This window comes from Paraburkholderia sp. EG286A, from assembly GCF_040965375.1.
Classification (GTDB): Bacteria; Pseudomonadota; Gammaproteobacteria; order Burkholderiales; family Burkholderiaceae; genus Paraburkholderia.
Window position 1 is genome coordinate 1 of the sequence record NZ_JBFRCB010000015.1, and the last position, 13,846, is coordinate 13,846.

At 63.1% G+C, this 13,846-nt stretch carries 16 protein-coding genes; all 16 read right to left on the bottom strand.

What is annotated here, in order from left to right; genetic code table 11:
* Positions 1-406: 406 nt before the first annotated feature.
* Positions 407-1,783, bottom strand: coding sequence for a hypothetical protein (locus AB4Y35_RS39460; RefSeq protein WP_368708585.1), 1,377 nt, complete (start codon positions 1,781-1,783; stop codon positions 407-409).
* 7 nt (positions 1,784-1,790) lie between these two features.
* Entirely contained in the window at positions 1,791-2,066 is a 276-nt protein-coding gene (locus AB4Y35_RS39465) for a hypothetical protein (RefSeq protein WP_368708586.1), read from the bottom strand.
* 190 nt (positions 2,067-2,256) lie between these two features.
* Positions 2,257-2,583, bottom strand: a complete 327-nt coding sequence (locus AB4Y35_RS39470; protein WP_368708587.1) for a TrbM/KikA/MpfK family conjugal transfer protein — start codon at positions 2,581-2,583, stop codon at positions 2,257-2,259.
* 10 nt (positions 2,584-2,593) lie between these two features.
* Positions 2,594-3,043 carry a hypothetical protein gene (locus AB4Y35_RS39475; RefSeq protein ID WP_368708588.1) on the bottom strand — a complete coding sequence of 150 codons (450 nt, stop codon included), beginning with the start codon at positions 3,041-3,043 and terminating at the stop codon, positions 2,594-2,596.
* On the bottom strand, positions 3,043-3,753 hold the full coding sequence (stbB, locus tag AB4Y35_RS39480; protein WP_368708589.1) for a StbB family protein: 711 nt from the start codon (positions 3,751-3,753) through the stop codon (positions 3,043-3,045). Before stbB ends, AB4Y35_RS39475 begins: the two co-directional genes overlap by 1 nt.
* Positions 3,754-3,819: 66 nt before the next feature.
* Positions 3,820-5,472 (bottom strand): LPD7 domain-containing protein, encoded by a 1,653-nt coding sequence (locus AB4Y35_RS39485; RefSeq protein WP_368708590.1) that lies wholly within the window; start codon positions 5,470-5,472, stop codon positions 3,820-3,822.
* A complete protein-coding gene (locus tag AB4Y35_RS39490) occupies positions 5,469-7,238 on the bottom strand; it encodes a type IV secretory system conjugative DNA transfer family protein (protein ID WP_368708664.1) in 1,770 nt (589 codons plus the stop codon). The genes AB4Y35_RS39485 and AB4Y35_RS39490 overlap by 4 nt, the downstream gene beginning before the upstream one ends.
* Before the next feature lie 136 nt (positions 7,239-7,374).
* Positions 7,375-7,728 (bottom strand): hypothetical protein, encoded by a 354-nt coding sequence (locus tag AB4Y35_RS39495; protein WP_368708591.1) that lies wholly within the window; start codon positions 7,726-7,728, stop codon positions 7,375-7,377.
* 77 nt (positions 7,729-7,805) lie between these two features.
* On the bottom strand, positions 7,806-8,843 hold the full coding sequence (virB11, locus tag AB4Y35_RS39500; RefSeq protein WP_368708592.1) for a P-type DNA transfer ATPase VirB11: 1,038 nt from the start codon (positions 8,841-8,843) through the stop codon (positions 7,806-7,808).
* Positions 8,844-8,898: 55 nt separating this feature from the next.
* A complete protein-coding gene (locus AB4Y35_RS39505) occupies positions 8,899-9,453 on the bottom strand; it encodes a hypothetical protein (protein ID WP_368708593.1) in 555 nt (184 codons plus the stop codon).
* Positions 9,454-9,476: 23 nt separating this feature from the next.
* The gene (locus AB4Y35_RS39510; protein WP_368708594.1) at positions 9,477-10,835 is read right to left on the bottom strand and encodes a TrbI/VirB10 family protein; all 1,359 of its coding nucleotides are present in this window, start codon (positions 10,833-10,835) and stop codon (positions 9,477-9,479) included.
* 17 nt (positions 10,836-10,852) lie between these two features.
* A complete protein-coding gene (locus tag AB4Y35_RS39515; protein WP_368708595.1) occupies positions 10,853-11,734 on the bottom strand; it encodes a TrbG/VirB9 family P-type conjugative transfer protein in 882 nt (293 codons plus the stop codon).
* 32 nt (positions 11,735-11,766) lie between these two features.
* A complete protein-coding gene (locus AB4Y35_RS39520) occupies positions 11,767-12,534 on the bottom strand; it encodes a type IV secretion system protein (RefSeq protein WP_368708596.1) in 768 nt (255 codons plus the stop codon).
* A 92-nt stretch (positions 12,535-12,626) separates the two neighbouring features.
* Positions 12,627-12,770: a hypothetical protein gene (locus AB4Y35_RS39525; protein ID WP_368708597.1), complete on the bottom strand. Its 144-nt coding sequence runs from the start codon at positions 12,768-12,770 to the stop codon at positions 12,627-12,629.
* Positions 12,771-12,792: 22 nt separating this feature from the next.
* Positions 12,793-12,921 carry a hypothetical protein gene (locus AB4Y35_RS39530; protein ID WP_368708598.1) on the bottom strand — a complete coding sequence of 43 codons (129 nt, stop codon included), beginning with the start codon at positions 12,919-12,921 and terminating at the stop codon, positions 12,793-12,795.
* Positions 12,922-12,929: 8 nt separating this feature from the next.
* The gene (locus tag AB4Y35_RS39535) at positions 12,930-13,844 is read right to left on the bottom strand and encodes a type IV secretion system protein (protein WP_368708599.1); all 915 of its coding nucleotides are present in this window, start codon (positions 13,842-13,844) and stop codon (positions 12,930-12,932) included.
* Positions 13,845-13,846: the final 2 nt, after the last annotated feature.

Genomic DNA, 13,846 nt, shown 5'->3' on the forward strand with positions numbered 1-13,846 from the left:
CCGTGATGGATATCGCCGGGGTGTGGCCCTGTCCGCACCGTGCGGCTCTGGCAGACATGCTAACCCGCGTTTGAATCCGCGCGGCGGCCAGCCTCTACCTCGCGGAGTCATACTGTCTAGTCGCGTTTCGTGGACCGACAGCTGCGGCGGGTGGCGACGGATGGCCGTTTGACAGTTGGCCAGGTAATGTCGAAAAAATGCGCCTGGTGATCGGCGCCCCGCAGTCGGCAACTGTTGCGCACGCCCGCCGCGAAATTCACAACGGTCGGCAAGCTGTGACGCCCCCCAGCATGGCCGCTACCCAGACGTCGTGGTCGGCGTCGCGCTGGTGATGGCGCGTGAGTCGCCGGCAGGAAGCGGCGCATCCATCAGGAAGATGGGCGGGTGTCGGGGCACCGTGAATCGTTCAGACTGGCCTGGTCTGCGAAACACCGGCGAGATGCAGGATCTTTGCTGCGACCCTGCGGAAAAACACGTCGTCCCGCTCCTTCTGGCCAGCATCGTCGGCGACGCGATGCTCGATCAGGATGCCGCGTCGTTGCATGATTTCCTGAGTACGCGACTTGCGCTCGAGGTAGTCAGGATCGTCGGCACCCATCGTCTCGATGACGACACGGTGCAGCCGTGCCGCAACGCCAACGGCTGCCACCGACCGGAACGTCAGTTCAAAGTCGGGGCGGCACCACTGGCTCGGCGCGTCGGTCTGCCTCACCTCCCGGTCAAAGAGCGGTTTCCAGAGCGTCACCTCAACGCCGTGCCTTTTGACCCATGCCATGACGTCGAACAGCAATTTCAGCGTGACGCGCTCGTACCGGCTGTCCAGAGGTACGGGGCGAGCAAACGAATACGCATGCTGCGCGAACGCTTCCCGAACGCGTGCGTTGCCGTCGCGATCGCGGTCAATAACGCTGAGCACCCAGTAGGGCGGCTGCGTCAGTCGCTGATCGCGGCCACCTGCACGGATGCCCTTTTCGGGACGCACTACGCACTCGCCCACGCTGGTTTTCTTGATTGCAGCGCCTGCGCGAAGCTCGTCGGCGACGAACAGCAGGAGCGCACTGCGTGCCTTCCTTTCCGGCCATACCAGGGCATCAATCTCCGTCATCTTCCCGTTGAGAGGCGTCCATGGCTTGAAATAGAGTATCTGCGAGAGCGATAGCTGCGGGCTCAGCGCCTGGCCGGCTGCATATGCCTCGAGCCGCTCCCACGATCTGGATTTGTCATTTAATGCGTCGACGTGCAGCCGTGCGAAGTCGGCGTCATCAAGAAGCGTGTGCAGGATACTTCCGAGCCGCGGCAGGCGGCGGCCCCTTTCGCCCAAGCCGCCCCCTGATCCCGTCGAGCGGCCCGGCCGTGCCGCGCCTTCATGAAGATCGTCCAGATAGTCAAGCGCGTCGGCCACCGGTCTGAGCGGATTGTGCTGGCCTGGCCGTGCGCAATCATCGTCCGGCCCAACGTCTTCCGGCTCCGGCGTCTGCCGGAACGACGCCAGTGCACAGTGGTGCTCGCCGTACTGATGCATGCGCACGAAATGACGCGGACCGTCTTCACGCACCCGGGCTGTCAGCCGCGGCCGGCCACCCGCTGCGCTGACGCAGTCACACTCGAGCCACAGACGCACATGTCGTCCGTCGTGCATCTCTTCGAGTACAGCGTCCACGAGGCTGACGTCCTCAGGCCGCACTTGCTGTCCCTCGCCGCAGAACCGCCGCACCGCTGCGGCTTCTTTTTCGCTCAGATCTCGTCTGATCGTATCGGGGTGATCGCGCTCGACGAGCTGCATGATGCGTTCAGCGCGAAGTCCGGGTGAGCGCGGCGAGGCTGCACACGCTCTGGAGTGACCCCTCGTGGCCCGGCGACCGTGACTGGAGCGAGCGTGGCAATCGCACAAAGCGAATGATGCGCGACGAATGGCTACTCATGTGCACAAGACCTTCTTCGACAAGCGTGCAGAGCATGTCATTCATCTGCGCCATCGACGTATCGAATCGTCTGGCGAGTTCGCCCGCCAGATACTCGCGGTCCGACTCCATGGTCTCAAGCAGTTTTGCAGCCGTGAGTTTCATCGGATTCCCCTGGAACAAAGATGGCACTGTACTGCGGTCGGCACGGTTCCGCTGCCGGTGTGCGCGGTCGCGGCTTGCACTGCGCGCAACGCGGCACCGGCCGTCTTCCACATGACTGAAAAAGACGCTGGTGCATAAAAACCCCGGCTGCCCCAAGCCCGGAAATTCGCCCCGCCCTGAGCGAAGCGATTCACGGGCCATTCTCGACGCCGCCGTACCTGGAATTCACCGCGCTCTTCTGACCACTTCCAACCGAACGGCACTGGTTGAGGTAATCGCCGCGCGCGCTCGACGTGCCGCCCAGATCGAAATGGCCATGGTGATAACGCACGATGGAGAAGTAGTTCGCCTCGTACTGGCTGCAGTCCCGACCGCCATTGCTGCCCTGCATCAATCCGGCAAGGCAGAGCACTGCCCCGCATGCGTTCTGGTTGTCATCATCAGCCCGCGCTGGCGAGACACCTGCAAGCGCCGTGCATACTGCCGCTGCGACTACGAAAGATGTCTGGAATTGCATGGAACGACTCCTATATGCCGATCGTATGCAGTACCACAACCGCCCCGACCGAGAGCGCGGCCGAACCAAGTGCTGCACAGACGACCCATACCGCAAGCTCAAGACGACCAATACCGCAGCGGTGCCCCCCTTCGCGCAGGACATCACGCAACTGTCCCCGCACACGAGCGCTTGCCGCATCGTACTCACGCAATGCCAGCTCGCCGACGAGCTGATCGCGCGCCTCGGCAAAATGACCGGCCTCGGCGAGCACGCCAGTGGTCGCCGAGTTGAAGTCCTTGAGGAATCGCTCGTAGCGCGAAGTGAAGCGCAGCAGGGTCAGTTCGCCGTCATCCTTGAACTGTTTGCCGCTCGCCTGGAGCAGCTGGGTCAGCTCGTTCACGTCACGACGCAGGTGCGACAGCTGCCCGAGCACTTCGCCGATCAGTTCCTCGCGGATCGAGTCCTCCGACGCGCCCATCAGCGCACCAGAACCTTGAACACATCATCCAGTTCTGTCGTCACCCGGCTCGCAAGACGTTTGAGTGCGACCATCTGCCGGATATGCGCTTTTTCGGCTTCCGATGCCCCGTTTTCCATTGCCTCAGCGTTCAGCGCGACGTAGTCGCGCGGGTCATCGCGGATTTCGACGATTGATCTGTCGAAACCCTTGATCTTCTCGAAGATCGGATTTTCGTAGATGACTGCATCTCGATGCATCGAGAAAACGTCACTGCGCGAGTGAAACTCGAACAGCTTCGCGAAGCCGCGGTTAAGGTCCTGTTTGCGATCGACCATATTCATGACCAGCTGGATCCTCGTGGCGCGCACGCCCAGGTCAGAAAGCGCACGCAACGTTGCGATCGTATCCACCTGCTGCTTGGCGGTCGATACGGCCGGCACGATGAAGAGATCAAAGTCTTCATGCGATCCGTCATAGCTTCGCATCAGACCGACAAAATCTTCGACATTCGACGCGCCCACATCGACGATGGCGTTTTCCAGCGTCATCAGCTGATCCTGCAGCTCATCGAACTGCGACCCGCGCAAGGCGCCCTCCTTTTCGCGGTCATCCGAGTTGATCGATTCGATCGGGATCACTTCGGCACCGGGCAGACGAGGGGCGAGCAGATGGTGCGCAACGGTGCTCTTGCCGACGTTGCCCGAAAAATTGATAACGGCAATCTTCATAATGCGATGTTCCTTGCTGGTTGATGGAGGTAGCCGCATCACCGCAGCCACGCCAGACGCGTTCAGTTACGGTTCTAGTTCAAAGGGCGGAACTTCGTGACCCGCTTCCGGTGTTGGGTGCCCGGTCTCCTGAGCCTGCGAGAATCCGCGCTGTTCGCGCTCGATCTGCTCACGCACGGCCTCGATCGTGGCCTCGCTGACCTGCGGCATCGGCACATCGAGCGGCCGGTTTGCTGCCCGCGCCGCGGCCACAGCGCTCTCAAACTCCTCCTTAAGCTTCTCCTGCTGCTGCTCGGGCAGACCCTTGATCTCCTCGCGCAGGACCTCTCGCGCCGCCTGTTCCTTGATGCGCTCACGCGCCGCGTCGAGCACGGCGCGCTGTTGACTCGAGTACTGCCAGTTACCGTTCAGGAACCGCTCGCGCGCTTCATTGATCTGCCTGTGCTCGTCACCTTCGCGACGTGCGCGAGCCAGCGCCTCACGTTGCTCTTGCGTAGGCAGCCCCGGCATGTCCGGCGAGGAAACCAGCCATTCGTTACGGCGGCTCGTGACGTTCTTTGGCGCGCACTCATTGCCCTGCGCATCGAACTGCCGCTGCCGGGACGTGACAGTCCTGCTGCCGCCCCTGGCGAGCTCGATGTGTTGCCCGACCTGCACACCCGCCTCACTTATGGCGCGTTCGAGATCCAGGCCCCATACCGTGCGCTCGCCACCGACGGTGCTCACGGTCGCGTAATAGCTTGGACTCTGTCTGGCGTCGTGGTTGAATGGCGCCGGCCCGTGCGCGACGAGCACGCCGACGGTTACACCGGCTGCCGGTTGCTCGAACGAGGGGGAGGACGCCGGTGCCTGGGAGGCAGGGCGCGCACGCCCGGACTGCCGCGCCCGTCGTGCGGCTGGCGCGGCGGTGACAGGGTGCGCACCTGCGCTGGCCGGTGCACGATGCGCGGGCGTTTCGGGCTCCGCACCTTCGGACTTCGGACTGGCTGCGCTCTCGACGGTGTTGGTGCGCACCTCGTGCGCATCGCCAGCTGGCTCGCCGGCGCTGATGCGCATGGCTTCGCGCGCAGCGGTCAACATCGCGCGATCCAGCTGCTTCGGCCTGAAGCCGCGCGTGGGTACGCCGGCAAGTTCTGCTGCGATCCATGCCTGCCGGCGAAATTCCTCCGTACCCTTGAGCTGGAGCTCGCTCCAGTTCTTCGCCTTGGCAACTTCCACCATGTGCACGATCACGCTTCGGTCCTCGCTGGCCGTCGCGAGCGTGCGGCCGGTATCCTCGAAGTGCACCGTCTCGCTCTTGCGGTCCAGAAACTTTCCGTCGTGGGCAACGTACTGGTTGCTGACTGACTTCGGCACGTCGTAGCCGGTTTTGTCGAAGATCGGCTTTGGACGGATGCTGTTCTGTGCCTCCCCGTCTCTCCTGCCGATCAGCTGGCCGGTGCCTTTAGCCGTTTTCACCCCCTCGGCGGCCTGCTCATCGTGCGATACATCGGGTGCGAGCCGTTTGCTGGCCCGCTCCCGATCAGCGGCCCGGATCTTCTTCAGGCGCTCTTCCGTTGCACTGTCCAGGGGCGCTTCCGGATGGCGAGGCACGGCCTTCCCTTCCGGTTCGTTTGCCGGCGGCGTGGTGCGCGCCCGGATGGCCGAAGCGTCGTCGGCATTGGCCGCGCCGCGCTCGCGGTGGTCCATCAGGTCGGCCGGAAATTCGATCTCGTTCATGCGACGACTCCTTGTCCAGGCTGCGGATCAGGTTGCGGATCGGCTTGGGAACCGGGTTGAGCTGTTGCGGCTGCATGTGCAGATGCGGCCGCTTCCGGCAGCACCTCGCCCAGGTACGGCATCAGCCGGAACAGCGAGGCACGGATCGTGCCGCGGTTGGCGAAGTGCACGGCGGTGAGCACGCCAATTTCGTGCTCGCGGACATCGCGCACGCCAGCGGCCTCCGCGGTGCGCGCTGCAGGTTCCGCCTGCGCCCGCCGCACGGCGTTCTGTGAGTGCCACCAGCGCTCGACGTCGATCTGCGGCACTGGCGCACAGAGTTCGCGGGCAACAAACGCGGCGTGCTTCATCTGCTCTTCGTTCGGGAGCTTCGGTCCGAACCCGAACCACGCGCGTCGACGGTTGACCTTTTCGAGACTGGCCATAACCCCCTGCAGATAAGGGCTCTGCTGAACCAGGCGGTCGACGAGCTCAGCATCTTCGTAGAAGTACGCCTTTTCGCACAGGATCGGTTCGCAACCGTCGATCGTGATAATCTGCCTGCGGCTGGACAGGGCCCGCAGTTCCTGTGGAAGCATGAGCGGCCGGCCGTGTTCCGTCTCGTTCGTACTCGTCGACGCGCTGCGACCACGACTGCGGCTGCGGGAACGCGACAGATGCGTGAACGTGCCCAGCATCTTCGAATATTCTTCCGAGTCCTTGAGTGTGCGCGGTGCAAAGAGGCTGCGCATCTTGCAGTTGATCGCAAGCGTCTCCGCACCGTGTCTGCCGTACAGCTTCGGGTCCTCGAGCTGCGACATCCCGTGAAAAATCAGCATGAGCCGCAGGTTGAAGCCGGCGATGAATGCGTTGGCCGTATCGATGATGTCGATCCTGCCGGGCGCCGCAAACTCATCCATCAGCAGCGCGCACTGGTACTTCAGGTCCGGATTCTCGGCGGGCTGCTCTCGCGTGTTCAGGTCGATCAGCTGGGAGAAAAAAAGGTTGACGAGCAGCGCGCCCGCCTTCAGGTCGCCCGGCTTGATACCGACGTAGATGGACATCCGCTTCTTTCGTACGTCGCCCAGATGAAAATCCGATCGGCTCGTCGCGGCATCAACGACCGGGTTGCTGAACACGTTGAGCGGTGCCGTCATCGTCGAGACGATATTGGCGAACGCTTCCTTCGACTGCGAGAGAAAGCGGTTGAGCGCATCCAGACACTCGAAGCTGAGGACAGGCAGCGTGCCGGTCGTGCTCGAGCGCGTACTGACGATCGACGAGACGTGTTCGCGGATCGCGCGGCCCCTGCCCGAGGCCTGACGCAACACTTCTCCGAACGTGCACGGCAGCGACGGCGTTTCGAGTAGGTACAGCACGATCCCGACGAACAGGTTGCGGGCGTTGTCGTTCCAGTATCGCAGGCGCGCGTCGACATTCGACGGATACAGATGCTCGCCGATCGTCATCACGTCACCGACGCGCGTATATGCCGGCCGCCCGGCGATGTATTCGAGCGGGTTGTACGCGTGCGACCGGCCGTTTTCGGAAAACGGCGACCACAGGTAGACCGCATGGCCGCACTGCCTGCGGTAGCCGGACGTGTACATGAAGTTCTCTTCCTTGATGTCCTCGACGACGACCGAATCCGGATAGGTGAGAAGATTCGGGATCACCATCGAGACACCCTTGCCCGAGCGCGTGCCGGCGGCGAGCATCAGGAAGTCCTGGCCGCGATACTTGAGGTACTCGCCCTTGTACTTGCCGACGATGAACGGTGGATACATGTAGGACAAGGTGCTTTCCTCCTGGATCACGTGAGGAGAAATACGGGTCCCGCAGGTGCAGACAGGTAACGCAGCGCCGGCAAAACAGTCGTCCCTGGCAGTACCGGTACAGGAAGAGTCGAATCGAGCTGCACGATCACTTCTCCAGCAGGCCGGCCTTCACGATGTCGCGGCGCGTCGCGAAGCGCGCATTGCCGAACTGCGCGATACGCCCGCGCGATTTCATCAGTGCCATCATGATCACGACCACGGGCATGCAGCCAATGACGGCTGACAGCAGCGTGCAGACGGACAGGGCACGCCTGACCGCGGGGACATCGCCCCAGGCCTGCCAGTAGTCGTACAGCGTGAAGACGCCAATCGCGTCCGGCGGCAGCTTCTGCATCTTCACGAACAGCAGCCCGCCGAGATACTGACCCAGTGTCACTGCAGCGACCACGATCACCAGCACGACCAGACACGGAATGAGAATGCGGAGAGTTTTTGGCATGGGTCGTCCTTCATGGTTGGTCGCCGTCCGATCCCCGGGGCGGCCGTCGGGCTGTGTGGGTGACGCCGCTCGCCCGTTCATGCCACGCCTCCCAGCAGCTGCCATTTGCCCACCGGGTCGTACCAGATCTCCGACAGACGCTTGTCGCGCATGAAAAGTACGAGATCGACAGTGACGCGGACCTGATCCATGATGAACTGCCAGTCAAGTGTCTGACCGACCACGCTCTGCTTGATCAGTGTCGCAATACGGGAGTGCGCTGATCTGGCGTTGTTGCAGTGAACGGTCGTAATGCCACCGGGCGTACCCGTATTGAGCAGCGTCATGTAGTCCCAGGTCTCGTCACCACGCAGCTCGGCAAGAAACACACGATCAAACTTCATGCGCAGCGTCGAGCGCACCAGTTCCTTTGCCGGCAGCGTGTCGCTGAAAAACATGTGCACGCGGTTCGGATGCTTCGGCAGCGACAGTTCCGGCGTATCCTCGATCGTGCCGATCCTCTCATCGGACGGCACGAGATCGGATAGCGCCTTGTTGAGCGTCGTCTTGCCGGAGCCCGTGCCGCCAGCGAGCACGATGTTCAGACGGTTCGCGACGGCGAGCTCAACGAGTCGGGCGACGTTGCGCTGGCCCTTCGCCTCGAGCATTTCCTGTTCGTAGGGCGGCAGGTCGAGCGATGCCGGCACCTCCCGGCGCGGTGACACGTCCCGGTAGTGCGCGAACCAGCCGTTGCGCTCGTATTCGTGGACCGAGAACCGCTGGTTCGAAGGAATCCGGATGGTGATCGAAATCGTGTCCTGCTCGCACGCCGGCTGCATCAGCACGTGGCCGCGCTGGCCGTCGGGAAGGACCACCGGGTGGATGGGCTCCTTCGTCGAGAACTTGCCCCCCTTCAGCACCGTCAGGGCATTGGCGAGCTTGAAACAGGCATCGAGCGTACAGGCGGGCGCCTCGTGCCGCTCCCAGGCGCCCGACCCCTGCGTCCATATCTCGCCGGGCCGGTTAATGGCCACCTCGGTCAGGCTGCTGTCAAGGAAACCGGCGATACCCATCTGGCGGAGGAAGCTGCGCGCGATGGTCCCTTTTTCGATGACATCGATCACCACTGCATTCATATGTACTCCTTCCAGATATGTCTGGGGCGGGATGGCAATAACTACCTGGAGTCCGTCAGTGCGATCCTGCATCGGTGCCCTGCGGCTCGACCTGAACCGGGCCCCGGTTCAGTCGCCCGCCACCAGGCACGGTGCTTGTCAGATCGCGCCACGTTTGCGCCGGCGACATGGAGACAACCGTCGTGACTATCCCCGCAAGGAAGCTTGTCCAGCGCTGGCGTTGTGTTGCAGGGAGGTTGCGGGCAAGACAGTTAGTTGCCTCCTCATCCTGGCCAACGATGTCCGCGGCAATGCCGGGCCCGGTCAGCTCAAGGCTGAGGCGCGCGCCGATAGCGTGCGTGACCACGCGGCGCAGCGCCATCGACATGTCGTCGAACCCGCACCGGTCAAGCGTCATGCATTGCTCGAAGACCTGCGCGTCGCCGATCCGGCGCGGCGGCAGGACGTCAGACGGCCCGAACGGCCGGCGCGCATTGACCTGTTCGGCCAGCTGCCGCACGCGGCTTCCATCAAAGACGCAATGCAGCGCGTCGCGAAGCCTAGCCTCGAAGGCGTCACGCTCGATGCCATGAAGGGCAAAGGTGTCGGGAAACTGGATCGTCAGTTGCATCGTCATGCCCCTCACATTCGTCATTACCGGCCCGATGGCGCAATCTCGCTGCCGTCGCTGCCGACGTTTTCATACACGCTGGTCAGATCGACATCGCGGGCAACGAAAATGTTGATCACGGAGCCCTGATTCGAGTACGCGGTCGGCGGGATGTTGATTGAGTTGCGTAGCGTCTCTGCGGCCACATCCTGTGTCGCGTTCGAGCTGTTCGTAAAGGTGATCGTCTGGCCCGAGCCGGTGGCCTTGTTGGCGAGAGCCTGCCCGAAGTCGCCAATGAGACTCACCACCAGTGCGCCGCCGAAGCGGGTCCAGAAGTGCTCATCAATGTAGGCGGGAATGCCCGCAGCGCCGAGCGGATCGGTTGCCGGTGAGTCCAGGGGAATCCGCACATCACCATCGTCAATCTCGTCCCAGATCACTCCGATCACGCCCTGCCCGTGCATCACTGCATCGCGCTGCTCGCCCTTGGCCAACGCGCCCTTGCGGATGAGCAACGTCGTGCCATCATCCGACCAGACGTCATCGGCGATCGGACAGCCAACCAGACCCGGTCGGTCGGTGCGGATTGCGGTAGCCTGCCCGCAACGGATCATCGTGTTCCGGGCGATCATGTAGTGCCGGTTCGGCCGGAACGAGGCACGCATCGGTTGTAGCTTCGAGGGCTGCAGCGACTGCTCGAAAGCCGATCCCTTGCTGTTGCCGGCATCATGGTTATCCGCCGGCGCTGCGCCAGATGAACCGGCGGCTCCCGGTGGGCCGCCCCGCAGCGCCGCGAGCCCCATGGACTTCGCCATGCCGGCCAGACCATCGCCACCCGGGCCGTTGCCGATGGTGTCGGCATTGCCGCCGCCTGCGTCACTGGACGCGACAGCGGATTCCTCAGGAGCGTCGGCGCCCCTGCTGTCGCCGACCATCACGAGCACGCTGCCTGAAAGACGCCGCTCAGCGGGTGTTAGCGAGCGTGGCCGGTTGCTCGCGATCGCGGTGCGCCCTTCGCCGCTGGGATGCGAGGCGGCACCAGCCGGCGGGGCAAGCTGCTGTCTTGCCGCCGCCGCGGCCGCGGCCGCTTCCGATGCGGCGCGCGCCTGCTCGGCTTCGGCGCGCTTGATGCGCGCCTTCTGTGTCTCGATGTCGGCGCCGGTCTCGCTCGCGCCGCCATCCTTTGGCTTCTTGAGCGCCGCCTGCTTTGCGTCCTGATGCTGCTGGAAGAGCCGCTGCAGGTAGATCGTGACGCCCGAAGCGCCCAGCGCAATCACGATCAACGCAACCAGCACGAGCCTCAGCCGGCCCGCACGCGGGCGGCGGCGCCCGGGCAGGTCCAGCGACGGCTGAGGCCCGGCGTCGGCAGGGCCTGCACTATCAATTTCGTTGCGTTCGCTCATGCGTTTCGGCTCTCCTGTCAGTCTTGCGGCCGATCGCCGCCGACGTGCGCGCGCTCGATGCGCGCCGTGCCGGACAACGACGAGGCAGCGCGGTTGTAGTGGCCGTCCGGCGAGTAGCCGTCGTTGCGGATCCCCAGCACCGACTGCCCGTAGCGGATCACAAACCCGCTTGAGACCTCATGGACGACGACGGTGTCGCCCTCCATATGGAAATTCGCTGTCGCCTCGCTGCCATCCGGGAGCTTCGTGAAGATCGTCGGCAGGTCGCGCGCGGTTGCGTACTTGAAGTAGGTGAAACGCCCGTCGTCCCACAAGGCGGTGGGCGCAAGCGCGCGATCGCCGCGCATCATGTACTGCGTATTTGCTGCTGGCATGGCTGACCCGGGCGGACCTGGTGACGCCGCTGCGCCCGGTAATGCGATTGCGGCTGGGACCGCGGGAGTGTCCTGCTGCCCCGCCAGCGCCGAGCTGACCGCCTCGCGGCGCCGCAGTTGTTCGGCCGCCGCCCTCGCCTTCGTGTCCGGATACTCGAAGCGCAGGATCCACGTCGCGGGCTGCAACCGCGTTACATCGGCAAGCGAGAGCGAATAGGTGCGCCGGTTGGTCACGAGCACGAGGTTGGTTTCGGGTTGCACCGCACCTGGCTTGAGCAGCGCACCGCTGTCGTTGACCGAAACGTGCCAGGCGCGCGCATCGCCAATGCCGCCGCCGTCCTTCAGGATGTGCTCACCGGGCTCGAACTGGATCATCACGACACGGCCCGGCATCGTCGCCACGCGGTAGGCCTGATCGGGGCTGTACGTCGCGCACTGGATGTGCGGGTCAGCGCCGCAGCTGCGCGGGATTTCAAGCGCCTGGACGCGGCCCGCCGCAAGCGCGCAGGCAGCGACAATCGCCACGGCACTTTTCGGCGAACGCAGTCCACGACATCTCACGACGCGCTCCCGCTCGGCCTCGGTACTGTCGGTACGACATCGGGCGACGCATCCGCTGGCGCGCGGGTATAGTCGCGTGTCACCTCGTAACTGGTGCACCTGAACCCGTCCGGATCAATGTCCTGCTGGTCCTGCTTCTCCGGCACATCGACGCGGGTGAAGGCCACTGTCGCAATCCAGTAGGTCGGGTCCGGTCGTTTTGCTGCTGCATTCAGGGGGACCAGCTGCCGCGAAAAGAACACCTGCGCGGTCGAACCGACAAAAGTAATTGAACCAACCCGGGCGATGACGCGTGCCTGGTCCTTGAGCAGCTTGAGCGGGCCGGCCGCGCCACGGACAAGCGCGTCATAGGCGTCCTTTTCGTGATCGTCACTCATGAACATCACCGCGCTGTGCATGTCGGAGATCGTCTCCCAGTCGTAGCTCTCGCGCATCTCGACGTAGCGGCGCAGGTCCGCGCGGTCGGTTTTTTCAGTGAAGCTGACGTGCCCATTCGCAGTCGTGGGCAGCACATCGACCTTTCCGGTTGTGTCGTTGACACGCAGAATCGCTGGTGGATTCGGTCTTTTCAGGAGTCCTAAAGCTGCCATGCCAAAAACAGCCGCGAGCGCGATGCCGCCCGAGAGCACCGATCGGCGCTCAGCAATCCTCGCTTTCTCTTCGGCCGCCTCGACCTTCGACTTTTCGAATTCCCGTGCCTGGTCCAGATACCAGCTGAGTGCGTCGCGCTGTGACCGGCCAACAGCGTTCGCTGCTTCCTCCACGTGCGCTGCCGAAGTGGCTGATGTCCGTGCGCGATTGCGCGAGCCCACGCCCGCCGCGAACCATTGTCTGATTGCCGATACCATCCTGGTCCTCACTTGGGTTCCGTGCGACCGGACTGCTGGGCCAGCGGCGGATTGACTGGCACCCATTGGCCCGTCGGCTCCGGTGGTTTCGGCGCAGAGCTGCACGCCTGCAGGACAAATGCGAGCAGGCCTGTGCAGAACAGGATTTTCATGCCTGATGCCTCCATTCATTTGTCATCGATGCAACCGGTGATAGATGAACGTACCGATATCGTTGAGCAACGCCCCGACGAAGCCAGCAAACGTGACCCAGCAGACGACTATCAACCACCAGCGGATCAGCTTCGCAAAGATGTCGGGCATGTGGCCTCCTACGTTTGCGATACTGAGCCACCCGTCCTGTACTTGCCCGCACTACCCGTTTTCGAGGCAGCGGCCAGCGCACGGCCCAGACCACCCAGCTTGCCCGTCATCGTTGAAATGCCCACGCCACTTGCCAGCGCCGCAGCTAGGCCCGGAAGATTCAGGGCGACGACGAAGAACACAACGCCCATCACATTGATCTCCACGACCTGCCGCATCGACGGGAAAGCGGTCCCGCTCGGAGCGATCGATTGTGCGAAATTGACCTCTATCGCGCCTGCGCCGGCGAACAGGGCCACCAGCAGCACGTAATTAAAGCACTGCCCCGCCCAGTTCCAGAAAAACTGCCGCACCGGCGGAAACAGCGCCATCGAGATAAACAATGGCCCGAGTGCGAGCAGCAATCCGAGGGCGAACTTTGCGAGGATGATGTAGGCCACGGCTAGTCCCATAAACGGCGTGGCGAAAACGAGCATGACAGTGATTACCCAGACTGCCCCTATGATGTGAAAGCCTTCGGCGCTATCGTAAATCTGGCCGCTTGCGTTGATGTACGCACTCAACAGGTTGTCTAGGCCGGAAACCGGATTGCTCTGCCCCGTAATCGCGCCGGAGAGCTGCTCGCCGAAGCCATTCACTGCAGGCACAATGTATTCAGTGTAAAACTGGATGTTCATGCCACAGGTCAGAATGAACGCCCATGCCGCCATACGCGTCAGGAAGTCGTTGATCGGTTCGTCGTTGTGCCCTTGCCAGTACGACCATAGGACCAGTAGTACATAGATGCTGAAGCACGCCATCATCAGCGGTGATATCAGACCGATGATGCGTTCGGAGCCTGAACTGATGGTCGCAAGGACGTTGGCGTCGAAATCAGACGTCATCCTCGAGAAGATCGTTGTGGTGATTGGCGTATACGACATGG